Origin of the sequence: Hymenobacter properus, assembly GCF_015694735.1 — a bacterium.
Classification (GTDB): domain Bacteria; phylum Bacteroidota; class Bacteroidia; order Cytophagales; family Hymenobacteraceae; genus Hymenobacter; species Hymenobacter properus.
In genome coordinates this window covers 210300-232719 of record NZ_JADQDP010000001.1, presented here as the reverse complement: position 1 = coordinate 232719, position 22420 = coordinate 210300, and the positions used below count along the sequence as shown (strand labels likewise).

Below are 22420 nucleotides of genomic sequence, written 5' to 3'. Positions count from 1 at the left end.
AACGCAAAAAAGTAGTTTTTGGTCGGCAGCGCTCGGCCAAAGCCAACCGGGCACCGCCCAAATGGGCTGGCAACGAGGGCGAACGGCACAACAGGACTTACTCGGGGCGCACCGGCATTGGGTTGCCCCGGTGCCATCACCACGGCGGCGCGCAGCGAAAAGCGCCCTGCGCCGTCACGTCCCAGGTGCGGAAGCCGTGGGCACGCAGGCTGGAATCCTGCCGCGCCACGTACCAGATTTTGCAGCTTGAATCGAACACCACCCGGGCCTTGCGGCCGAACACAGCGGCCACGGTTTTGGGCTTCACGCGGGCGTTGCGGCGCAGCACCAGCACATCGACCGGCGCCGGCCGCGTGGCTGGAGAAATTCGGCCCGACACAAAACCTACGCGCAGGCCCCGCCACTGCGCCAGCACCACCGGGCCGGTCCGGAAAAACGGGTTGGCGACCGCACTGTCGGCATCGGTTAAGCGTTGCACAGGCACGGTGGTGCCGCGCCAGCCCACGCTGTAGTGCGTGCGCCGGGCCGCCTTGCGAATGATGCCCGGCAGCAAGCGGTAGGTTCGTTCGGTTTCGTTGAGCGGCACCGAATCGGGCGTAATGAACTCGGCGCTTGCCCCCTGCCAGAACCCCACCGCCGAGCGGCGCGGAATACTGTACACGATGAACTCCTCGGTGGGCGCCACGGCGCGGGCCTCGGCCACGCGGCTGCCGGCGTAGCAGAGCAGTAGCAGTGCCATGCCCCGCAGCCAGCCCAGCTGCCGGGTGTTGAGCCAGGCCAAGAATGTACCGATGAGCCCAAAAATGAGCACCGTTTGCAGAGCCGAAACGTGAATTTCGCGCACCACCCAACCGGAAAAGTAGCGGCTGATGAGAAAGATGTACTCGTTGAAGCACCAGACCATTTTCTCAAATACCCAGGCGATGCCTGCTGGCACCCAATTCAGAATTATCGAAACAGATGGCCAAAAGATGCCCGGCAACGCGACCAATACCTTCACCAACAGCAAAGCCAGCCCCACATATACCGCCGCGCTCGAAATGGGCACGGCCACCAGGTTGGAAAACAAGAAGCTGAACGGAAACTGGTGGAAATAGTAGAGCCCAAGCCCAAACGTGGCTACCTGCGCCGCCAGCGACAATGCCACCGCCTGCCACACTTTATCGAGGGCTACCCCGCTCCATTTCCAAAACCACTGCACAATGTTGGCTTGCCACGGACGCTGATGAGCATAGAAATAGCCCTCTACATCGAGCCAGCGGGCTATGCGCGGTTGGATGTAAACAATGCTCAGTACTGCCAGAAACGAGAGCTGAAAGCCTACATCGGCCACTAAAAACGGATTCCAGAGCAGCAGGAAAAACGCTGCCACCGCCAGCGTATTGAAGATGGAGCTTTGCCGCCCCCAGGCCCGCCCAATAATGAGGAACGTAAACATGACCGTGGCCCGCAGCACCGAAGCCGACAGCCCCGTCACAAAGGCGTAGCTCCAGATAACCGTGAGCCCCAGCAGCGCCGACCACAGCCGGAAGCCCGGCAGCCGCCCAAACAGCTTCTGCAACAGCCACGTCAGCGCTAGGTACAGCAAGCCCACCTGCAAGCCGCTCACGGCCATAATATGCGAAGTGCCCGTGCTGCTGTAAGCCTGCTTCGTATTGAAATCTACGTCGTCTTTGATGCCCAGCACCAGCGCCGAAGCAATGGCGTACTCCCGCTTGGGTTTGATGTACTCGCGGAAAACGCCATCCAGCTTTTCGGCAAACAACATGCTCCAAAACACCAACTGATTAGGCGGGTCCGTCCGCAGCACCTTGTACTGGTCGGGGTGGATGTATTGCTGGTGGTACACCTGCCTGTATGCCAGATACTGCCGGTAGTCGAACTCTCCGGGGTTCAGCGGGGGCTTGCTGGGGTCGGGGTGCCCCCGAATGAGCCAGACCTCGCCGTAGCGCGGCTGAGCAATGCCTGCCACCCGTGGCAACGACACCCGCACACCGCCCGTGGCCCGCTGCCAGCGTCCGCCCACGCGCACCGATTGCACGCGCAGCGTGGTGGCAAAGGTGGCCGCGCGCACCACCGTAGCCTCGTCCACCACGGCCTGGTAGCATTCCACCTTGTCGGCGAAGCGAAAAAGATGGTCGGCCCGACGGCTTTCGGTGGCGCGCTGCGCGAGCGCAGCGCCGAATATGACGACCGCCACCAAAGCGACAATACCCGCCGCGTCGCTGGCCCCCGGTTTCCGTTGGCGCACGGCCCAACTGATAAACGCCACAGCGGCCACGGCCAGCCCTATCGCCACAGGCCACAATTCCGGCCAGCCCTCGCCCAGGTAGAGGTAGGCCACAATGCCTAGAATAAGGGCCGGCGTGTAGCGAACAAACGGGAACGTGGCCCAGGTAATCATTGGCAGCGGCAGTAGAGCAAGTATTAGGCTGGCAATGTAGCCGTTTGCTCGGATATTACCGGCCTAAGTTGCGTTATAGGCAACTGACTTATTCCAGCACCATTTTGTAGTGTTGAATATCAGCTTCCACGAACATTTCGCCCTCGGTTTTGAAGCCGTGGCGGGCATAGAATGGCACGGCCCGAATCTGGGCATTCAGGTACACGGGGGCATCGGGCAACTCGGCCCGCACATCGGTGAGCACGGCGCGCAGCAGCACGGCGCCAATTTCCTGGTTGCGAAACTCGGGCAGCACGGCGAAGCGCTCCAGCTTCACACCGTTGTCGGTTTCGCGCCAGCGGGCGGCGCCGGCAGGCGTGCCGTCGTCGGCACGGGCCAGGTAATGGCGGGCGTCGCGGCGGTCGTGCTCGTCGAACTCTAGCGCCACGGGCACGCCCTGCTCCTGCTGAAACACTTTTTCGCGAATGGTGAAGGCGGCGTCGAGGTCGCGCAGGTCGGTGATGCGGTAGGCGGTGGCGGCCATTTTTGTTGCGGTTGGGTTATAAAACTGTCATCCTGAGCGTGGCAAAGGACTTTATCACGTGAGAGTAGTTAAACGTGATAAGGTCCTTTGCCACGCTCAGGATGACAGACGATTATTATAAAATCTACATTGCTTGCTCGTGGTTCACGGGCAGCTCGGGGTCTTCGGAAGCGGGCGTTTCGGGCAGCAGGCCCTGCTCGCGCAGGCGGCGCTCGTGGCGCTCGTCGCGGCGGGGGGCACCGTTTTGCTGGGCCTGGCGGCGCTGCTCCTCGTTGTCGAACCGGTCATAGGCCTGCACGATTTCCTTCACCAGGCGGTGGCGCACCACGTCCTCGGCCGTCATCTCAACGAAGCCAATGCCGGGCACGTCCTTCAGAATGTCAAGCGCCTGCATCAGGCCCGATTTCTGGCGGGTGGGCAGGTCAATCTGGCTGCGGTCGCCGTTCACCATCACCTTCGCGCTGGGGCCCATACGCGTGAGGAACATCTTAATCTGCGAGGGCGTGGTGTTCTGAGCCTCGTCGAGCAGCACGAAGGCGTTGTTCAGGGTACGGCCGCGCATGTAAGCGAGCGGGGCGATTTCGATGATTTTGTTTTCCTGGTAGAACTTTAGCTTTTCGGCCGGAATCATGTCTTCCAGGGCATCGTAAATCGGCCGCAGGTAGGGGTCGACTTTCTCCTTCATGTCGCCGGGCAGGAAGCCCAGGCTTTCGCCGGCCTCCACCACGGGGCGCGAGATGATGATTTTTTTCACCTCTTTGTTTTTGAGGGCGCGCACGGCCAGCGCCACCGAAATGTAGGTTTTGCCGGTGCCGGCAGGGCCCAGGGTGAAGGTCAAATCATGCGCCATCACGGTGTCAATCAGCTTTTGCTGGTTGGGCGTTTTGGCTTTGATAACGCCGCCTTTTGCCCCGAAGAGGAGCACGTCGGGCGAGGCGGCCAGCACCCGGCCCTCGGCTTCCTCGGAGGTGGCGGAGAGGTATTGGTTGACGGTTTTGTCGGTAATCTGGCCGTACTGATGGTAGTGCTCGATGAGCGACGACAATAAATCGTTGATGCGGGAGATAACGGCCGGCTGGCCCTGAACCTTGATTTCGTTGCCGCGGCTGATGATTTTAGAACCCGGGAAAGCGGCGGCTAACTGACGGATATTCTGATTGTCGGGGCCGAGAAAGTCGACCAGAGACATGTTTTCGAGGGTGATGATTTTTTCGACCAAGGGCGAGGAGTGGGAAAAGAATGGGAAGGAGCGAGCAAAAAAGAAACCGGCCTTTCAACCCAAACCGGCTACTTTTGCCCCGGTTTGGGCGGCCCGACAATACTACGAAAAACAACCGAACGCAGGCATGGGCTTGATTACATTGCTGACCGATTTTGGCTACCGCGACCACTACGTGGCGGCGCTGAAAGCGCGGCTGCTGCATCTGGCCCCGGCGGTTCCGGTCGTCGACATCAGCCACGGCGTCGAACCCTTTAACATCGCGCACGCCGTTCACGTTCTCCAAGCCGTGTTTCGGGACTTCCCGGCCGGCACGGTGCACGTCGTGGGCGTCGACGACCACGGCGCCGGGCCCGAGCCGGGCTGGCAGGCCGTGCGCCACGAGGGCCACTACTTCCTGGCCGGCGACAACGGCATTCTGGCCCTGCTCACCAACGGCGCCCCCGAGGAACTGGTGGCGTTGCCGGCCGTCGTGACGGCCTCTCCTACCCGCGACGTGCTGCTGCCCGCCGCCGTGGCCCTGGCCCAGGGCGAGCCACTGACTTCGCTGGGCCCCGTGGTGCAGGATTTTCACCGCCTCAACAACCGGCAGCTGCGCATCCAAGACCACCGCATCACCGGCCACGTGGCGCACGTGGACCACTACGGCAACCTGATTACCAACATCTCGCGCACAGCTGTTGAGGCCGTGGGCCACGGCCGCAAATTTGCCGTGCACTTCGGGCGCGACGTGGTGCGCGAGGTGCACCCGCACTTTTCGGCCGCCCCTCCCGGCGAAGCCGTCGCCATGTTCAACAGCCAGGAGTGCTTGTGTCTGGGCATTTGCCAGGGCAACGCCTCGGAACTGCTGGGCCTGCATTTCGACTCGCAGGTGGACGTGCGGTTTCCGGTGGAGTAAGTAACCGGCGCCTTTTGTCATTGCGAGGGCAACGCAGTGGCCCGCGGCAATCCGTCCTCACAGCCGCGACCAGCCCTAAGTTGTGATATGGCCTTGATGGTGCCAAACCTTCCCCTAGCCCCGGTTCATAAAAGAGGGGAACCTGGTGAATTTTATAGAAAAAGCCCCGATACATTACTGTACCGGGGCTTTTTGCCTTTATAAGGGCTTGTCACAACTTAGGGCTAGTCGGGCTGAGAGGACGGATTGCCGCGGGCCACTGCGTTGCCCTCGCAATGACAGACGAGTCTTCGCAATGACAGTCGGGCCTCTACCCTACTTCAGCGCGCCTTTCAGGTCGCTGACGGCTGCTCCCTGGGCGTCTTTAGCTTCGGGTACCACGGCGGCCATGCCGAAGAATTCGTGCGTGGTGCCGTCGTAGAGTTTGTAGTTGGTTTTGACACCGGCGGCGGTGAGCTTGTCGGCCAGGGTTTTGCCTTCGCTTTTCAGCGGGTCATAGTCGGCGCCGATGATGGTGGTGGGTTCCAGGCCTTTCAGGTTGGCGGCCACGAGGTTGATGCGCGGGTCTTTCAGGTCGGCCGGGGTGCGCTGGTAGTTCTTGAAGAACCACTCCATGCCACCCTTGTTGAGGGGCAGCGTTTCGGTGTTGGCCTGGTACGACGGCGTGTTGGTGTCGGAGCCGGCGATGGGATACACCAGCACCTGGTACTTGGGCAGGGCCACTTTCTTGTCGCGGGCCATAATGCTCACGTTGCAAGCCAGATTGCCGCCGGCGCTTTCGCCCACCACAGCCACTTTGTTGGGGTCGCCTTTCATGCTGGCGGCGTTTTTCAGCACATACTGGTAAGCAGCAAAGGCGTCGTCGTGGGCCGTGGGGAATTTATGCTCCGGGCCTTTGCGATACTCCACCGAAACCACCACGGCGCCCACCTGCTCGCACAGGGCCTGCGCCGAGGCCGCGTAGGTGTCGTTGGTGGCAATAACCCAGCCGCCGCCGTGGTAATACACGATGACGGGGAACGGGCCGGCACCGCCTTTGGGCGTGTAGATGCGGGCGTGCACGCCAGGCATCAGGGCTTTGGTCACGGTGTCGCAGTTCAGGGGCGGCGCGGGGATGCCGCTCACACGCATCTGTTTCATGGCGGCATCAGCGGCGCTGGGCTGCTTGCGAGCCTGGGCGGCAGTGAGCTCGGGCAAAGGCTTGTTTTTGAAGCTCATGAGCTGCTCAATTACGGCCTGCATCTCGGGCTTGATGTTAGGGCCCCAAGCGGGCTTGGCCATAGTGGGCTTCACCTCGCCGGGCGTGCTGGCCATGCCGGCGCTGTCGGGTTTGGCGGCCGTGCCAGCGCTGTCAGCCGTGGCGCCGGTGGTAGTGGTGGTTTCGGTGGTAGTGGAGTTGCCGCCGCAGCTGCTGAGCAGCAGGCCACCGGCCAGGGCCGGGGCTACCAGCACCGCCATTGAAAGCGAACGAGAAAGGAGGTTTTTCATGAAAATGGGAGAACGTGCGGTGTGAAAGATGAATTGGTGGAGCCGCTTTACGCACTGTCGAGCATAGAGTTCGCGGCGCTTGGTTTTTCACATGATTACGCGGCAGCTGCTGCGCTTGGACTTATACTGCTATAAATTTTCTTTTTCCGAAGCGCCTAAAATCATTTGCCCCAAATCGAAAATCCCCGCTACCATCACCTTTCATGATGGAGCGGGGACTTTACATGCGGGCCGGCCAGACCGGCGCGCCGCTTACTACTTAGCTGCCGAGTCGGAAGCCATACCGGCATCAGTAGCGGTAGCGGTGGTAGCGGTGCTATCGGAAGCGGCATTGGTATCGCTCGACACGACGGTGGCGGTTTTGTCGGCTTCGGTGGCTTTGGGTTCGCTGTTGCAGCTGCTCAGCAGCAGGCCACCGGTCAGGGTCGGGGTCAGGACGCAGGCAAAAGCAATGCGGCGAAAGAGGGAGGATTTCATGATAAAGTGAAAATGAATGTGGAACTTGGAAAGAATAGGCTTCGCTTGGCTTTACGGCCGCCCTTGCCAATAGTTGGTTGGAGAACTGTGATTTAGCGCACTTGCGCCCTTTAAAACAGACGGCTTTTGCTTTCCGCAAACCTTTGAAACGGGGCAGCAACAGCCTTTTTTAAATTCCCCGGCCGTGGGCAGGATTTTATTAGTTCCTGGTTGCTCCCACCCTGCTGTTCTATTCTAGAGTTTTAAACCGTTACGCTCTGGCGGTACGGAGGCGGCTGGATTTGTTCCATCGTTTTCTGGTCGCCCAAACCACCATAAGCGCGTGGTGCGAAGAGCGGCAAAGGAGAAGCCTCCGACCTTTGTAGAGCTGCATCTTTGCGCTCTTCAACGTTCGAACCTTTACAACCACTTCTTTCAATGCTGATTCGCATTGTTCGCATGACGTTTGCGCCGGAACACGTGCCGGCCTTTCTCGCGCTTTTCCACGCCACCAAGCGCCGCATCCGGCAGCAGCCCGGCTGCCGGCATCTGGAGCTGTGGCAGGACGCCGAAAATCCCAACATCTACTGCACCCACAGCCGCTGGGACGACGAAGCCGCGCTCAACGGCTACCGCAAATCGTCGCTCTTTGGTGAGGTGTGGCCGGCTACCAAAAAGCTGTTTGCGGCGCCGGCGGTGGCTTTCTCCTCCTATTCGGCCGACATGGTTGAGTGAGGCCCGCTGCTCTAAATAGCAAGCGCCTTGGCAAGCTGTAGCGCTAGCGGCGACTGCAAACACCGACCGGCGCATCAAGTGGGTCGTTCAAACCCTGAGGCCGCTTTGCTGGTAATAAAGCCCCGGTGCTCCAGCGCCCCCTACCTTCGACCCATGCCCGAAACGCCCGACTACTTCGCCTTCTACGGCCTGCCCGAGTCTTTCCGTCCCGACGAGGCCGCCCTCAAGCGCCTCTACTACGCCAAGAGCCGCGAAACCCACCCCGATTTCCACGCCACCTCCTCGCCCGAAAACCAGGCCGAGATGCTGCGGCAGGCCACCCTCAACACCGATGCCTACCGCACCTTGGCCGACGCCGACCAGCGCATGGCCTACCTGCTGCGCCAGCACGGCCTGCTCGAAGAAGGCAAGCAGGAGCAGCTCCCGCCTGACTTCCTGATGGACATGATGGACCTCAACGAGCAGCTGATGGAGCTGGAAATGGAGCCCGACCCGGCTGCCCAAGCCAAAGTAGCCGCCGAAGCCACGGCTATTTCCGAAACGCTCGACGCCGGCATCGAGCCGGTTCTAGCTGGGTATGAGCAGCTCCCGGCCGACCATCGCCCGGCGGCGCTCCAGCAAATCCGCACCTACTACCTAAAAAAGCGGTATCTGTTGCGCATCCAGCAGCAAGTCGCTACCTTTGCAGCCCGCTCCTGATACCGGCAGAGCGGCATTGTTCTGAAAAGTTCATCCTGCCCGGATGGCGGAACCGGTAGACGCGTTGGTCTCAAACACCAATACCGCAAGGTGTGCCGGTTCGACTCCGGCTCCGGGTACTAGGACGGTTTAACGACCACCCACCAATCAAGCCTCAAAAGCTGTAAATCTGTTCGCAGATGCAGTTTTTGAGGCTTTTTTGCGTTCAGGCCAATCAGGATTTACCAGCGCTAATACCTAGACTTACTAATGAATTTCTGTCGCGTACTTTCTATCTCTATCCAACCTTAACTGGGGTTGAGCATACTCAACCCTTCCAGGACTTGGGGAGTCTGACCTTACACCCCAAGTCCTGTTTATACCGCTTGTCCAAAAAAGTAGCAACTGCGACGTGTTGCATCGGGCCATGCGGTTGCCCATCTGTTGTAACTCAACCGAATTCAAAGAACACGGTCGTACCACCCGCTGCTTTGATGTAATTCAGGTGGCGTTTGAGGTTGCGAAGGTCCTGGCCGAAGTTGTTACCGATGTAACCATCGCCGGTATCAGTCAGAAAATTGCCGAAATAGGGTTCATAGTCGCCGGACGTAAAGCCTTCATTTTTGAGCAAGCTGGGCAGATTATCGACGGGGGCGAGTCGGTTGAGCAAACCCTCTACCGTCGCAAGTACTCGGTCCAGGTTGCCCGCTGCCCGGGCTTTATCTTCCGCGGCTTCCTCCAAGATGCTTTGCCTTTCCGCTTCGTCTTCCGCGATTCTCAGTTTAAATTCCAAGTGTTCCTCACTGGGGTAGGCAGTCATTTCATAAAACGGGCTGATATCTATCCCCGTCAGTCGGCCAATCTGGTTGAGCTCCGGGTCATCCATATCCTGGCGGCCAATCAGATTGCAAAACGTCCGGCTGAGGCTGTGCTGATAAAACAGGTCCTCATCGGTTGCCTCCGCCTCCTGAATAGCTTGGTTATCTGTACTCAAGTTAATGTCTAGGCCCATAAGATAGGTAGTTAATAAGATGTTGGGGAAGCCAACAAATAAAACAAAAAGCCCCGACTTACGCCGGGGCTTTTTCGTTCACTGGGCAGTAGGTTCGCAGGAGACGAATCTTCTTTACCTTCTTGGCGTCGGGGATGTCGGCGTCGGCTGGTGTCTTTACCAACTGTCGTAGTGTTTCTGCTTTTTTCGCTAGCGGAGCTGTTTGCGTTGCGCAGGATGTTTTACGGTCATGCAATGGCACCTACGCGCTATGCATAATCACATAGAGCGAGCCCACCGAGATAACCACCCACAGCACCACGCCCAACACAAACGGCCGCGCGCCCACGGCCCGCAACGCCGCCATCGAGAGGCCGGCGCCGATGAAAAAGAGCGTGACCGTGAGGCCGATTTTGGCCAGGTGCGTCATCAGCGGGGCCAGGGGCCGGATGGCGGGCACAAAGGCATTGAGCAGCATGGCTGCTATGAAGCCCAGGATGAAATAAGGAATTTTCACCTTCACGCCCGGCTGCTTGAACGCCAGAGCCGTGCCCAGCGACACCGGGATAATCCAAAGGGCGCGGGCCAGCTTCACAGTGGTGGCCACTTGCAGGGCCTGCGTGCCGTAGGCGGCCCCGGCGCCCACCACCGAGCTGGTGTCGTGGATGGCAATGGCGCACCACAGGCCGAACTGGTTTTGGCTGAGGGCCAGGGCGTGGCCGATGGGCGGGAAGGCAAACAGGGCCAGGGCGTTGAGCACGAACACCGTGCCCAGCGCCACCGACATTTCTTCGTCGCGGGCGCGCAGCACGGGTCCCACGGCCGCAATGGCCGAGCCCCCGCAGATGGCGGTGCCGCACGAAATGAGGTGCACCAGGTTGCGCCCCAATCCCAGCCACTTGCCCACCGCGTAGCCCAGCACCAGCGTGCCCAGCAGTGAGGCCACCGTGAACAAAATACCCTCCCGGCCGGCCTGCAGCGCCGCGTGCGCGTTCATGCCGAAGCCCAGCCCAATAACCGAGTATTGCAGCAGCTTGGGCGTGAGGCGCTTGGTTTGGGCGCCGAACGGATTGCCCACCGTTTGGGCCAGCGCCAAGCCCAGGGCCAACGCAAGCGGTGGCGACGCCCAGGGCGTGAGGCAAAACGCTAGCACCAGGGCAAACACCACCTGGCTCAGCCGGAATTCGCGTCCGAACGCCCGGCGCGGCGTGTGCAGACCCCGCCAAAAGCCGGCTGGGCCAGCGGCCGTAGCCGGGGCTTCGAATGCGACGTGAGTAGGCTGGGTAGTTGGTGCGGGGGTAGTGGTGGCTGGACGCATAAGGGCCGTAATAATTCCTATTCAAAGGTACGGCCAGGCCAAAGCCTGAGGTTATGCAGAATTGTTATACCAAATAACCGATGGTAATACTAGATACTTGATAGAACATCTCATGTACAGTCATGCCGAGCGCAGCCGAGGCATCTCGCGTGCACTAGTGACTCAATCGATTAAATTACTGCTGCACGCGAGATGCCTCGGCTGCACTCGGCATGACGTCCCTTATTAGATTCCCAAAGATTCCCCAAATACCAACTACCCTACCGCACTAGCATGGGCCTGCACGAACGACAGGAACCGCTGCGCCGCCCGCAGCAAGGGCTGCCCCTGTGCCCACACCGCATCGAAGTTGCGCGGGAGGTGCAGGCCCTCGATGGGCACGATTTCGAGGGTGCCAGACGCCAGCTCGCGGGCCAGCGCCCGGCGCGAGACGAAGCCCAGGGCCTCGGGTGCCGCCTCGAGGTAGGCTTTGATGGCTTCAGTGTTGTCGAAGTAGAAGGCCACGCGCAGGCTGCCCAGGTTCACTTTCAGCTCGCGCAGGGCGTATTCCAGCACTTCCAGCGTGCCGGAGCCGCGCTCGCGCAGCACCAACGGGTGGGCCAACGCTTCTGCCAGGGGCAGCGGCGCGGGGAGGGGGCCGTGGGCAGTGGCGCGGCGCACGGCCACCAGTTCGTCGGGGAGCAATAGCTCGTAGTGCAGGTCGCGAGAGCGGGACCGGCCTTCCACCATGCCCAGGTCGAGGTCGCCGCGCAGCAGGGCCTGGGCAATGTGCTCCGAGTTGGCATTGAGCAGGGTGAGCTGCACTTTGGGGTGAGCGGCTTGGAAGGCGGGCAGCAGGCCGGGCAGTACGTATTGGCTGAGGGTGGTGCTGGCGCCCAGGCGCAGGCGGCCGGCGGCTTCGTCGGGGTGGTGCAGGGCCTGCAACTGGTCGGAGAGCTGCTGGGCCGAAGCGGCTACGGTTTCGGCGTGGGCAAGCAGCAGGTGGCCGGCCTCGGTGAGGGCCACGCGGCTGCCGCGGCGCTCCAGCAGCCGCAGACCGTGGGTGCGCTCCAGCTCGTGGATGTGCTTGGTGACGGCCGGCTGGGTGACGAACAGCTCCTGGGCCGCTTTGGTGAAACTGAGGTGCCGGGCCACGGCCTGGAATACCCGCAGGCGAAAATCAGACATGGGCGCAAGGTAGCAGGCCGCTTTTGCATGCAACCGGGAGCCATGCCCGCAGCGCCACCAGGCAATTGCGCGTATGCATCGGCTGAGTCCGGCGGCTGCCATGATGGACGGGCCCAATGTTTTTGCACCTTTGCATCCACACCTTTCGCGCTGATGACCTTTTTCCCTTTGTTTCGTTCCACTGGGCTGGCCCTGGCGGCCGGCCTCGCTTCTCTTGCCATCCTTTCCGTTGCCGGCTGCGCAAAACCGGCCGCCAAAAGTATGAGCCGTGACTACCTCGTTTACTTCGGCACCAATGTGAGCGGCGAGCAGGAAAACTCGATTTTCCTCTACCGCCTCACCACCGCCACCGGCCTGCTCACGCCCGTGAGTGCCCACCGCGGCGGAGCCAGCCCCACCTACCTCACCATGCCCGCCGGACGGCGCAATCTGTACGCGGTGAGCGAGACGCAGACCTTTCAGGGTGCCAAGAGCGGGGGCGTGAGCGCCTTCGCCGTCGACCAGCACACCGGCGGCCTCACCCTGCTCAACCAGCAGCCGTCTACCGGCGCCTCGCCCTGCTACATTAGCCTCGACCGCTCCGAGAAAGCTGCCCTGGTGGCCAACTACGTGGGCGGCAACGTGGCTATGCTGCCCATTGCGCCCAACGGCCAACTCTCTGCCCCCAGCGCCACTGACCAGCACCAGGGCTCCGGCCCGCACAAAAACCAAACCACCGCCCACGCCCACTGCATCCTCCCCGACCCGGCCAACACCTTCGCCTTCGCCGTGGACCTGGGTACCGACCAGGTGGTGGCCTACCGCCTCGGCGCCGCCAAGGGCGAGCTGACCCGACTGCCCGAGCCCGCCTTCGTGGCCAAGCCCGGCGCCGGCCCACGCCACCTGGTTTTTCACCCCAACGGCCGGCAGGCCTATTTGATTAACGAGCTGAATTCGACCCTGACGGCGCTGGCCTACGACGCCTCGTCCGGTAAGTTCAAGGAACTGCAAACGGTATCGACGCTGCCAAAAGGCTTCACCGGCGAGAACTCCTGCGCCGACGTGCACGTGTCGCCCGACGGCTTGTTTCTCTACGCCTCCAACCGCGGCCACAACAGCATTGCCGCCTTTGCCATCGATACCAACAACGGCACACTGGCGCCCATACAGCACATGAGCACGCAAGGCAAAACGCCGCGCAACTTCGCCCTCACGCCCTCGGGCCGCCTGCTGCTGGTGGCCAACCAGAACTCCAACAACGTGGTGACCTTCCGCGTGGACGGGCAAAACGGCCTGCTTGCCCCCACCGGCCAAATCATTGAGGTACCCTCGCCGATGTTTGTGCAAATTGTAGAGGACTTTACTCGCTAGGACAGGCCCGTAAGCCCGTCATGCCGAGCGCAGCCGAGGCATCTCGCGTGCAATAGTAAATCAATCGATAGGTTTACTATAGCACGCGAGATGCCTCGGCTGCGCTCAGCATGACGGGCTTTTGACCACTCACCGCCGAGCTTACGCAGGCAACGCTCTGCGCGCAACATCGTAAGCGGGCCTGCCTGGCCCCTTCCCACCGCCCGGCCCCACGCCTCCCGCCATGCCCGACGCCCCCGAACCCGCCCGCGAGCTGCAGTTTCCGCTCTACGTGAAGGCCCCGCTGATACTGTTGGGCCTGGCCCTGGCCGTGTTCACCATTCACATTGCCAGCGAAATCATCTTTCCGCTGTTTTTCGCGGCCATCTTCGCCATCATGCTGCACCCGGTGGAGCAGTGGCTGCTGCGGCACCGGGTGCCTAAGCTGCTGGCCATCACCCTCACGGTGGTGCTGGGCGTGACGGCCCTGCTGGGTCTGCTCTACTTCATCTATCTGGAAGCTTCGCAGCTGTCCAGCCAGATGCCGCTGTTCAAGAAAAAGTTTGCCCAAACCACGGCCGAGGTGCACCAGTGGCTGCAGTCGCGCTTCGGCGTGAGCGATGAGAAGCTGCGCGGCTACCTGAGCGAGTTGGGCAACCGGGCATCGGCGCTGCTGGGCGGTACGCTCTCGGCGGTGTCGGGGCTGCTGGTGGTGGCCACGCTCATTCCGGTTTACATCTTTCTGCTGTTTCTGTACCAGCGGCGGCTGGTCGATTTTCTGACCCAAGTGTTCTCGAGCCGCCGGCAGGATACGCGGGTGAACGAGGTGCTGCATGAAAGCAAAGCCACCATTCAAAGCTACATGGTGGGTCTGCTCATCGAGGCTAGTATCGTGGCCACGCTCAACACCACCGGGCTGCTCATCATCGGGGTGCCCTATGCGCTGCTGCTGGGCGTGCTGGGCGCGCTACTCAACTTCATTCCCTATATCGGCGGGCTCATTGCCATTGCTTTGCCCATGCTCATGGCCTTCGTCACGAAGCCCGGCTACGGCCACGCCATCGCGGTGCTGGGGGCCTACATGGTGATTCAGTTCATCGACAACCACTACCTCATCCCGCGCATTGTGGCCTCCAAAATCAAGGTTAATGCCCTGGTGGCCATCGTGGGGGTGCTGGTGGGCAACGCCATTGGCGGCATTGCGGGCATGTTTCTGGCGCTACCGGTCATCGCCATTCTCAAAATCGTGTTCGACCGCATTCCATCCCTTAAGCCCTGGGGCATGCTGCTGGGCGACGAGGAAACCCCGCGCGGCCGCAAAGTCAACCCACCATCAAAAGCCACCGAAGCTTCGGAAAAGGTGTTGCCTTCGGCTGAGTAAGCCCTTCATATCTGTCATCCTGAGCGCAGCGAAGGACCTTCTCACGTTGGAAAATTTAGACGTGGGAAGGTCCTTCGCTGCGCTCAGGATGACAGATATGAAGGGCGCTTTGGTAGGCCTAAATTCCAGCTTATAGCACCACGCTTCGCAGCCAGCTTTCCGCATCCTCGACCGTGGAGAAACGCTGAAACACAAACCCGTTTGGCGCGGCCGACACCACCGATTGGGTGGAAAGACGGTGCAGCGGGTCGGCGCCTTCCACGATGGCGCAGTGGCGCGTGCGGGCCTGACTCATGGCTCGTGGAATCCAGGTTTCGGTGAGCCAGCTTTGGGCCGCGGCGGGAAGCGGGGCCCGCTGGCCGTGGTCGGAGAGGATTTTGCGGGCGCCGGAGGTCAGCAGCAAGGCCAGCACCTGCTCATAGAAAGCCTTGATGACGTCCAAGGCGGTGCGGTCGGGGCCCCAGGCGAGGCGCACGTAGCCAGAGGGGTGGTGAAACACCTTGCCGGCCGCATTTTGAAAAAAGAGTGATTCTTGAGCCCGAGGCAGCGAATTCATGTAAATAATTGGTAGAAAAGCCCAACAGGCGCTGCAGGAGCCAATAATATTATTGCCAAAATTACAACCAGTTAAGGAAATGTCGTTTTTTATTTTCAACCAATCCGAAGCAACTCCGTAAAGCACAACACTCAAGCCCTATACCTGGCAATTAGCGGCAGCAGGCTCATTATCTTATTTATTATCAATTATTTGTCTGCTATTTCATTAACAGATGCGCTTATATTTTGAAAACCCCGTCGGGCGCTTGCTCGAACACCCCGACGGCTATGCCTTGGTGCAGTATGCGCCGGGGGTGCGCGACCTTCCCACGTTTCAGGCCTTTCTCACCCACACCAGCCAGCTGCTGCGGCGCCACGGCTGGCACAAAATGCTGGCCGACCAGCGCCAGATGGCCCCCTTCACCGATGAAGAACGTAACTGGATTCGGGAATTCTGGCTGGCCCGCAGTGAAGACGAGGGTTACGAATTATTCGGGGCCATCCTCATCCCTTCCGATGTGTTTGCCCAGCTTTCGCTCAACCTAGTGATGAGCGACTCGCAGCAGTCGGCCCTCACCTACCGCATGTTCGACAACGAACCCGATGCCGTGGCCTGGCTGCAGCAGCAGGGCTAGCCTTTTTTCAATCAAGAGTTAATTCGACGACCACGGCGGTGCTCCCGCCCTGGTCGTCGTCGGTTACGAGCAGCAGCTCCCAGTGCCGTTGGCCCACGGACCGGCGCACCGCCAGGCCTTCCACTTTGCCGCGGTATGGGCGGCCGTCGGCCCAGGCCAGCCGCGAAAACGTGGCTTTTTGCGTTTGCAGATTAACCAATCCGACGAAGGAACCCAGCACCGCCCCGTCGAGCACGGCATCGGCGGTGTCTTCAACCGAAGCCGTCACGAATAGCAAGCTGTCCACAAATGTGGCGCCAGAGAAACCGGCCGGACGACCGTCGATTTCGGGCAAGGCAAACGTGGTGGTTTGCACGGCCGGCGCCGCGCCTTGCCCCTGCATGAAGGCCAGCGTGCCCGCCAGCGGCAGCCGGAATAGCAGCGCTGCATCGGCCCGGCCCACCGTGCGCTGAAACAGCAGCAACTCGGTTTCGGAGGTGGCGGCCGCTTCCAGGTTGAGGACGGCGCCGGTGGGCAAATGGAGCCGCAGCAGCTCGTAGAGCGGGGCTAAGTTCAGGGTTTCGGGCACGGGTGCGGCGGGCGCGGTGGGCACAAACCAGCCCCGGGCGCGGGTGGGCAGGCTGCCCGAGCCGAGCAGCAGCAGGCCGGGGCGGCCGTCGGGCCAGGTGAGGGCGGCCATGCATTCCAGGTCCGGCTTGTCGGCCTTGGGCAGGCGGCCGGTGCCGAAGGCAGTGGTTTCGAATAGCGGCACGCGTCCGGTGACGGCCAGCGTGTGGGCGTCGAGCTGGTAGAGCAGCGGCGCGTCGTCGCCGATGACATAGGCCGTGGGGCCAATGATTTCGACGCCCGAGGCCGATGGCAGGGCGGGCAGGGCAACTTCGGAAAGCAGGGTGGCAGTCATGCGGATGGGTGGATTCGTGGATGAGTGGTTTGGTGTATGCCACCCTCGTAATGCCGCGTTGGCCCCGGCGATATACGGAACAACGCTCCGGGACAAGTAACAACTCGCTGCGGCAACTATCTTGCTGCCGCGCTTCCCCGGCCCTTCTTGCTCATGCTTCCCTACTCTCCCGGTCTGCACATTCTGGCTACGTTTACCGCCCCGCCCCCGACCCTGCGCGATGCCGAAGCCTGCCGCGCCTTTTTCGATGACCAAATCCAAGCTTTCGCCCTCGAAAAAGTGGGCGAGGCCTACCACAGCTTTCCGGCCGACGAAAACGGGGCGGGTGGTTTCACGGCCGTGCTGGCCCTGACGGAGTCGCACCTGAGCATTCACACCTGGCCCGAACATGGGCTGGCCACGTTCGACGTGTTTTTGTCGAACTTCCGGCGCGACAACGCCGCTACGGTGCGCGGCATCTACGCGGCCACGCTGGCGTTTTTCGACGGCACCGAGCAACACAAAACCGAAGTCCGCCGATGAGCGAAACCGCTACTACCCGGCCCGCATCGGCCCAGTTGGACTGCCCCGCTTGCGGCAGCAGCATCACCTACTACGACGTGGAAGGCAGCGAATTCTACGTTTGCCCCACCTGCCACACCTACTTTCAGTGGACGGGCGAGGAAAAGCCGAAGCTGTTTGGCAAGTACGACCAGGCGCCGCGCTCCGGCACGGCGCCTCCCCTGGGGGCGGTGGGCACGCTCTTCGGGCGCACGTTCCGGGTGGTGGGCGTGGTGTCGCGCCGCGAGGCCAACCACGCACAATTCAGCTGGCGCGAGTATCAGCTGTTTGAAGCCGCCACCGGGCAGTATGCGCAACTGGCCGAGTTCGACGGGCACTGGACATTTATTTGGGCAGCCAACGCCCGCGACGCCGACCGCGACGAGTTCGTGCTGGCCGATTTCAAGGTATTCAACAAGTACCAGTCGCGCGTGAACTGGGCGCTGGGCGAGTTCGACTGGGACATTGAGCTCGACAGCAACCTCAACGTCACCGAGCACATCAAGCCGCCCTACCTGCTGGTGCAGGAGCGGCGCGGCACCAAAAGCGAATGGTACCGGGGCCGGCACGTGGCGCCTGCCGAGGTAGCCGCGGCCTTCGGCCTGAGCCGGAGCGCGCTGCCGTCGCAATCGGGCACGGGCATGGTGGAGCCGGGCCCGGGCAGCACCAGCGCGGCGGCCTTGTGGAGCCTGACGGGTGTTGTGCTGGCCGCGCTGCTGCTGGTACAGCTGGTGCTGGTGGCGCGCACCGGAAAGCCGCTCCTCAACCAAACCATTCAGGTGGAGGCCGACACCACGGCCTCGGCCCCGCCCGGCACGGGCCGGGTGCTGGTGTCGCCCTCGTTCACGCTCGACCACCAGACCGCCGTGGAGGTGGACCTCACCACCAGCCTCAGCAACCAGTGGCTGGAGTTGCCCGTGAGCCTGGTGAACGAGCAAACCGGTCAGGGCTTCGAGTTCACCAAAAACATCGAGTTTTATAGCGGCGTGGACGGCGGCGAAGGTTGGTCCGAAGGCAGCCGCGATGCCGACGCCGTGCTCTCGCGGGTGCCGGCCGGCCGCTACCACCTCAACTTCTACCCCTTCACCGAAAAGGGCATGACGCCCGAAATCAGGGTGCAGGTGTGGGCCGACCCGCCGCTGCCGTCGAACTTTTTCGTGGTGGCGGGGCTGGTACTGCTGCTGCCCATGCTGCAGGCGCTGCGCCAGCACTGGCACGAGCGCCGCCGCTGGGAAAACAGCGACTACAACCCCTACGCCACTGAATAACTGCCGCCCGTTATGCTTGCCAATCTATTCCGTTTCCTGCGTCCCGTGGCCTTCTACGCGGTGCTGCTCCTCCTGCCCCTGGGCTGGTTTGCCTGGGGCACGCTCACGGGCACGCGCCTGCTCGGCGACGACAACGAGAGCACCGAAACCCTCGGCGCCAGCGGCGGCGGGGGCGGCGGCCGCAGCAGCGTTGGTCACGCCCGCTTTTACCACAAGTAATTTTTCCTGCTCATGGAGTACCTCAACCCCAAGGCTTTCACGGCCTCCATCGTTTACTCACTGCTGGGCATCGCCATTCTGGTGCTTAGCTTCTACGTATTCAACAAGCTGACCCCGGGCACCTTGCGCAAGGAAATCATCGAGGACCACAACACCTCGCTGGCCATTCTGGGCGCGGCGTTTATGCTGGCCGTGGCCCTCATCATAAGCGCCGCCATTCATGGTTGAAACCAACGTGGAACCGGCGGTACCGCCCGTGGCCCGGCGGGCGCAGTCGCCGGGGCTGCTGCTGGTGGCGGTGGCCGTCATTGCCACCTGCGGGCTGATTTATGAGCTGATTGCGGGCACCCTGGCGTCGTACCTGCTGGGCGACTCGGTGACGCAGTTCTCGACCATTATCGGGGCCTACCTCTTTGCCATGGGCATCGGCTCGTGGCTATCGAAATTCCTCGACGGCGCGCTGCTGCGCTGGTTTATCCGGCTCGAAATTCTGGTGGGCATCGTGGGCGGGTGCATGGCGCCGCTGCTGTTTGTGTCGTTCGAGTACGTGGCCTCGTTTCGGCTGCTGCTGTATGCGCTGGTGGGCCTCACGGGCGTGCTGGTGGGGCTCGAAATCCCGCTGCTGATGCGCATTCTGGAAAACCGCTACCAGTTCAAGGACCTGGTGGCGCGGGTGTTTGCCGTCGACTACGTGGGCGCGCTGCTGGCCTCGCTCATCTTCCCGCTGGTGCTGGTGCCGCAGCTCGGCCTCATTCGCACCTCCCTCCTTTTTGGCGCCCTCAACCTGGCCGTGGCCGCCGTGGTGCTGGCGCGCTTCCCCGAAACGCGGCCCTACCGGCGGCGCTTCGCGGTGGGCATCGGCGCGGCACTGCTGGGACTGGCGGTGCTGTTTGGCTTTGCCAACCGGCTGCTGGCCTACACCGAAACGCTGGCGTTTCAGGACCAGGTTATCTACTCCAAATCGACGCCTTACCAGCGCATAGTTCTCACCCGCAACCCACGCGAGCTGCGCCTTTTTCTGAATGGCAACCTGCAGTTCAGCTCGGCCGACGAGTACCGCTACCATGAGGCGCTGGTGCACCCGCTTATGCAGGCGCTGCCCCAGGCCCGCCGCGTGCTGGTGATGGGCGGCGGCGATGGCCTGGCAGTGCGCGAGCTGCTAAAATACCCTCGCATAGAAAGCATTAAGCTGGTTGACCTCGACCAGGGCATGACGTCAATTTTCCGGCATAATGAATTGCTATTGGCCCTCAACAAGGGTTCGCTGAACAATCCCAAAGTGCAGGTCATCAACGCCGACGCCTACCAGTGGGTGCGCCAGGACTCCGGCCGCTACGATGCCGTTATCGTTGACTTTCCCGACCCCGGCAACTACTCAATCGGCAAGTTATATTCAGCCGCGTTCTACACGGCGCTGGTTAAGCGGCTGGCTCCGGGGGGGCGCATGGTGGTGCAAAGCACCTCGCCCTACCTGGCCCGGCAGTCGTTCTGGTGCGTAGCGCACACACTGGCAGCCGTGGGCCTGCACACGGTACCTTACCACCTCTACGTGCCTTCCTTCGGCGAGTGGGGCTACGTGCTGGCCGGCCCCGACGCCCACTGGCGCGGCGATGCCGGGCCGCTGCCCGCGGGCCTTCGCTACATCACCCCCGGCACCATTCACGACATGCTACGCTTCCCACCCGACATGAGCGAGGTGCCCACCGAGGTGAACCAGCTAAATAACCAGGCGCTGGTGCGGTATTTCGAGGAAGACTGGGGGCCGTACGTGCATTGATGGCAGAAGTCGCCTGTCAACCTGAGCATTTTGCGCATCGAGCAGAGACGAAGGACCTTCTCATGTCGGCATTCATTCGCTTAAACGCAACAAGGCCCTTCGTTCTGCCCAAGACGACAGACGATTGATTTAATGCTGCACGCAAGATGCCTCGATAACGCACAGCATAGCATTACCTCGTTTCCCTACTCCCCCGTCCCCTTCTTCCCACCTCCCCCTCATGCCCAACCGTCGCACCTTTCTGGCCCAAGGCGGCGCGGCCCTTACGGGGGCACTGCTGCTCCCGGCCCTGCCCGGCTGCGCGCCTACCAACCCACTTGCCCACATCAAAGGCCAGATGGTAGGCCAGGACGCCGCCACCGGCCACTTGCTGCGCGACCCCACCCGCATTCCCCCACCCACCGAAACCCTCGAAACGGAGGTGCTAATCATTGGCGGGGGCGTGGCCGGCCTTTCGGCCCGGCGCTGGCTGCACCGCCACGGCCTGCGCGATACGCTGCTGGTGGAAATGGCCGCAGAAACCGGGGGCAACGCCGCTGCGGGCCAAAATGCGGCATCGGCCTACCCATGGGGCGCCCACTACCTGCCCGTGCCCGACGTGCGCAACGTGGAACTGCTGGGTTTTCTGCAGGAATGCGGCGCGCTTACCGGCTATGCTCCCAATGGCCTGCCCATCTACAGCGACTACCACCTCTGCCACGACCCCGACGAGCGCCTGAGCATTGACGGCCACTGGCAGGACGGGCTGGTGCCCAATCTTAACCTTTCAGCTGCCGAGGAGGCGCAGTTTGCACGTTTTTTTAAGCTGATTGACAACCTGAAAGCGGCCAAAGGCCGCGACGGGCGCGATGCCTTTTGCATTCCACTCGACCATGCCTCGGCCGACCCGGAATACCGGCAGCTCGACCAGCTTTCCTTTGCCGACTACCTCACCCGCGAAGGCTTCACGGCCGCGCCGCTGCGCTGGTACCTGGACTACGCCTGCCGCGACGACTACGGCGCGTTGGCGGCGCAGGTATCGGCTTGGGCGGGACTGCACTACTTCGCCAGCCGCAAGGGCCGCGCCTACAACGCCACTGGCAGCGACGTGCTGACCTGGCCCGAAGGCAACCAATTCCTGACCGAAAACCTGCGCCGCCAAGCCGCGGGCCCCATCCAAAGCCGCACTCTGGCCTACGACCTCCGCGAAACCGCTAGCGGCGTGGAGGTGCTCACCTACAACGCGGCCACCCGGCTAAGCAGCCGCGTGCGGGCCCGGCGCGTGCTGCTGGCCACGCCCCTGCACATCGCCCACCGCCTGCTGGCCCAGGTGCCCGGCCATGCCCTGCCTCCGCACAATGCCCTGCACCACGCCCCCTGGCTTATCGCCAACCTCACCGTGGAAGGCCTGCCACAGGGCCCCGGCCGACCGCTGAGCTGGGACAACGTGCGCTACGGCAGCGCCTCGCTGGGCTACATCAACGCCGCGCAGCAGTCGCTGCAGCAGGAAAACGGCGCGCCCAAGGTCATTACTCTGTACTGGCCCCTCACCGACGAAGCCCCCGGGCCCGCCCGCCGCCGCGCCTACCAAACGCCCTACGCCGAGTGGCTGCCCCGCGTGGTGGCCGAGCTCGAAACTTACCACCCCGGCGTGACGCCCTACATTCAGCAAGCCGACCTCTGGGTGTGGGGCCACGGCATGGTGGCGCCCACCCCCGGCCTTGTGTGGGGCGCAGCGCGGCAGGCGGCAATGCAGCCCGTGCGCGACCGTATTTTCTTCGCTCACACTGATTTGAGCGGCATTTCTATTTTTGAGGAAGGCTTTTATCAGGGCATCCGGGCGGCGCGGGAAATGCTGGGCGTGTTTCAAGCTGACAACCCTCTGTCAACCTGAGCGCAGCGACGGACATTATCACCGACGAACGAAAATCGTTCTCTCTTGATAAGGTCCTTCGCTGCGCTCAGGATGACACATAA

General features: G+C 62.0%; 22 protein-coding genes and 1 tRNA gene. 13 read left to right on the top strand and 10 right to left on the bottom strand.

What is annotated here, in order from left to right:
• Positions 1–136 precede the first annotated feature (136 nt).
• The 3 genes from I2I01_RS01075 to I2I01_RS01065 all read right to left on the bottom strand — a co-directional run bounded on the left by I2I01_RS01075 (position 137) and on the right by I2I01_RS01065 (position 4146).
• Positions 137–2404 (bottom strand): ComEC/Rec2 family competence protein, encoded by a 2268-nt coding sequence (locus I2I01_RS01075; RefSeq protein ID WP_196284575.1) that lies wholly within the window; start codon positions 2402–2404, stop codon positions 137–139.
• An 88-nt stretch (positions 2405–2492) separates the two neighbouring features.
• Positions 2493–2927, bottom strand: a complete 435-nt coding sequence (locus tag I2I01_RS01070) for a GNAT family N-acetyltransferase (RefSeq protein WP_196284574.1) — start codon at positions 2925–2927, stop codon at positions 2493–2495.
• A gap of 124 nt (positions 2928–3051) precedes the next feature.
• Entirely contained in the window at positions 3052–4146 is a 1095-nt protein-coding gene (locus tag I2I01_RS01065; protein WP_196284573.1) for a PhoH family protein, read from the bottom strand.
• A gap of 127 nt (positions 4147–4273) precedes the next feature.
• On the opposite strand from I2I01_RS01065, the gene I2I01_RS01060 reads away from it, so the two are divergent.
• Complete coding sequence (locus tag I2I01_RS01060) at positions 4274–5044, top strand: SAM hydrolase/SAM-dependent halogenase family protein (RefSeq protein ID WP_196284572.1); 771 nt, start codon at positions 4274–4276, stop codon at positions 5042–5044.
• A 315-nt stretch (positions 5045–5359) separates the two neighbouring features.
• Here I2I01_RS01060 and I2I01_RS01055 read toward each other — a convergent pair whose 3' ends face one another.
• Together I2I01_RS01055 and I2I01_RS01050 are read right to left on the bottom strand one after the other, a co-directional pair.
• On the bottom strand, positions 5360–6532 hold the full coding sequence (locus I2I01_RS01055) for an alpha/beta hydrolase (protein WP_211537751.1): 1173 nt from the start codon (positions 6530–6532) through the stop codon (positions 5360–5362).
• A 255-nt stretch (positions 6533–6787) separates the two neighbouring features.
• Positions 6788–7009, bottom strand: a complete 222-nt coding sequence (locus I2I01_RS01050; RefSeq protein ID WP_196284571.1) for a hypothetical protein — start codon at positions 7007–7009, stop codon at positions 6788–6790.
• Positions 7010–7426: 417 nt separating this feature from the next.
• Between I2I01_RS01050 and I2I01_RS01045 the strand changes: the two genes are divergently transcribed.
• The 3 genes from I2I01_RS01045 (at position 7427) to I2I01_RS01035 (ending at position 8541) form a co-directional block, all read left to right on the top strand.
• The gene (locus I2I01_RS01045) at positions 7427–7723 is read left to right on the top strand and encodes a putative quinol monooxygenase (RefSeq protein ID WP_196284570.1); all 297 of its coding nucleotides are present in this window, start codon (positions 7427–7429) and stop codon (positions 7721–7723) included.
• Positions 7724–7876: 153 nt separating this feature from the next.
• Positions 7877–8422 carry an iron-sulfur cluster co-chaperone HscB C-terminal domain-containing protein gene (locus I2I01_RS01040; RefSeq protein WP_196284569.1) on the top strand — a complete coding sequence of 182 codons (546 nt, stop codon included), beginning with the start codon at positions 7877–7879 and terminating at the stop codon, positions 8420–8422.
• 37 nt (positions 8423–8459) lie between these two features.
• Positions 8460–8541 (top strand) — tRNA-Leu (locus I2I01_RS01035).
• 311 nt (positions 8542–8852) lie between these two features.
• Here I2I01_RS01035 and I2I01_RS01030 read toward each other — a convergent pair.
• From I2I01_RS01030 to I2I01_RS01020, 3 genes are all read right to left on the bottom strand, one after another.
• Positions 8853–9413 (bottom strand): hypothetical protein, encoded by a 561-nt coding sequence (locus I2I01_RS01030; RefSeq protein ID WP_196284568.1) that lies wholly within the window; start codon positions 9411–9413, stop codon positions 8853–8855.
• Positions 9414–9654: 241 nt separating this feature from the next.
• Positions 9655–10710 (bottom strand): YeiH family protein, encoded by a 1056-nt coding sequence (locus I2I01_RS01025; protein ID WP_196284567.1) that lies wholly within the window; start codon positions 10708–10710, stop codon positions 9655–9657.
• Between the two features lie 255 nt (positions 10711–10965).
• On the bottom strand, positions 10966–11877 hold the full coding sequence (locus I2I01_RS01020) for a LysR substrate-binding domain-containing protein (RefSeq protein ID WP_196284566.1): 912 nt from the start codon (positions 11875–11877) through the stop codon (positions 10966–10968).
• A 168-nt stretch (positions 11878–12045) separates the two neighbouring features.
• Here I2I01_RS01020 and I2I01_RS01015 point away from each other — a divergent pair, with 168 nt between their 5' ends.
• Positions 12046–13227, top strand: coding sequence for a lactonase family protein (locus I2I01_RS01015; RefSeq protein WP_196284565.1), 1182 nt, complete (start codon positions 12046–12048; stop codon positions 13225–13227).
• A 223-nt stretch (positions 13228–13450) separates the two neighbouring features.
• Positions 13451–14587 (top strand): AI-2E family transporter, encoded by a 1137-nt coding sequence (locus tag I2I01_RS01010; protein WP_196284564.1) that lies wholly within the window; start codon positions 13451–13453, stop codon positions 14585–14587.
• A 130-nt stretch (positions 14588–14717) separates the two neighbouring features.
• Here I2I01_RS01010 and I2I01_RS01005 read toward each other — a convergent pair whose 3' ends face one another.
• Entirely contained in the window at positions 14718–15143 is a 426-nt protein-coding gene (locus I2I01_RS01005) for a hypothetical protein (protein WP_196284563.1), read from the bottom strand.
• Between the two features lie 214 nt (positions 15144–15357).
• Between I2I01_RS01005 and I2I01_RS01000 the strand changes: the two genes are divergently transcribed.
• Positions 15358–15759, top strand: coding sequence for a hypothetical protein (locus I2I01_RS01000; RefSeq protein WP_196284562.1), 402 nt, complete (start codon positions 15358–15360; stop codon positions 15757–15759).
• 7 nt (positions 15760–15766) lie between these two features.
• Here I2I01_RS01000 and I2I01_RS00995 read toward each other — a convergent pair whose 3' ends face one another.
• Positions 15767–16660 (bottom strand): DUF6929 family protein, encoded by an 894-nt coding sequence (locus tag I2I01_RS00995; protein WP_196284561.1) that lies wholly within the window; start codon positions 16658–16660, stop codon positions 15767–15769.
• Between the two features lie 153 nt (positions 16661–16813).
• On the opposite strand from I2I01_RS00995, the gene I2I01_RS00990 reads away from it, so the two are divergent.
• From I2I01_RS00990 to I2I01_RS00965, 6 genes are all read left to right on the top strand, one after another.
• Positions 16814–17182: an S-adenosylmethionine decarboxylase family protein gene (locus I2I01_RS00990; protein ID WP_196284560.1), complete on the top strand. Its 369-nt coding sequence runs from the start codon at positions 16814–16816 to the stop codon at positions 17180–17182.
• Positions 17179–18468, top strand: a complete 1290-nt coding sequence (locus tag I2I01_RS00985; RefSeq protein ID WP_196284559.1) for a DUF4178 domain-containing protein — start codon at positions 17179–17181, stop codon at positions 18466–18468. The genes I2I01_RS00990 and I2I01_RS00985 overlap by 4 nt, the downstream gene beginning before the upstream one ends.
• 12 nt (positions 18469–18480) lie before the next feature.
• On the top strand, positions 18481–18687 hold the full coding sequence (locus I2I01_RS00980; RefSeq protein WP_196284558.1) for a hypothetical protein: 207 nt from the start codon (positions 18481–18483) through the stop codon (positions 18685–18687).
• 12 nt (positions 18688–18699) lie between these two features.
• Positions 18700–18915: a DUF350 domain-containing protein gene (locus I2I01_RS00975; protein ID WP_196284557.1), complete on the top strand. Its 216-nt coding sequence runs from the start codon at positions 18700–18702 to the stop codon at positions 18913–18915.
• Entirely contained in the window at positions 18908–20464 is a 1557-nt protein-coding gene (locus I2I01_RS00970; RefSeq protein WP_196284556.1) for a polyamine aminopropyltransferase, read from the top strand. Before I2I01_RS00975 ends, I2I01_RS00970 begins: the two co-directional genes overlap by 8 nt.
• Before the next feature lie 220 nt (positions 20465–20684).
• Complete coding sequence (locus I2I01_RS00965; RefSeq protein WP_196284555.1) at positions 20685–22337, top strand: NAD(P)-binding protein; 1653 nt, start codon at positions 20685–20687, stop codon at positions 22335–22337.
• The last annotated feature ends 83 nt before the right edge of the window (positions 22338–22420 follow it).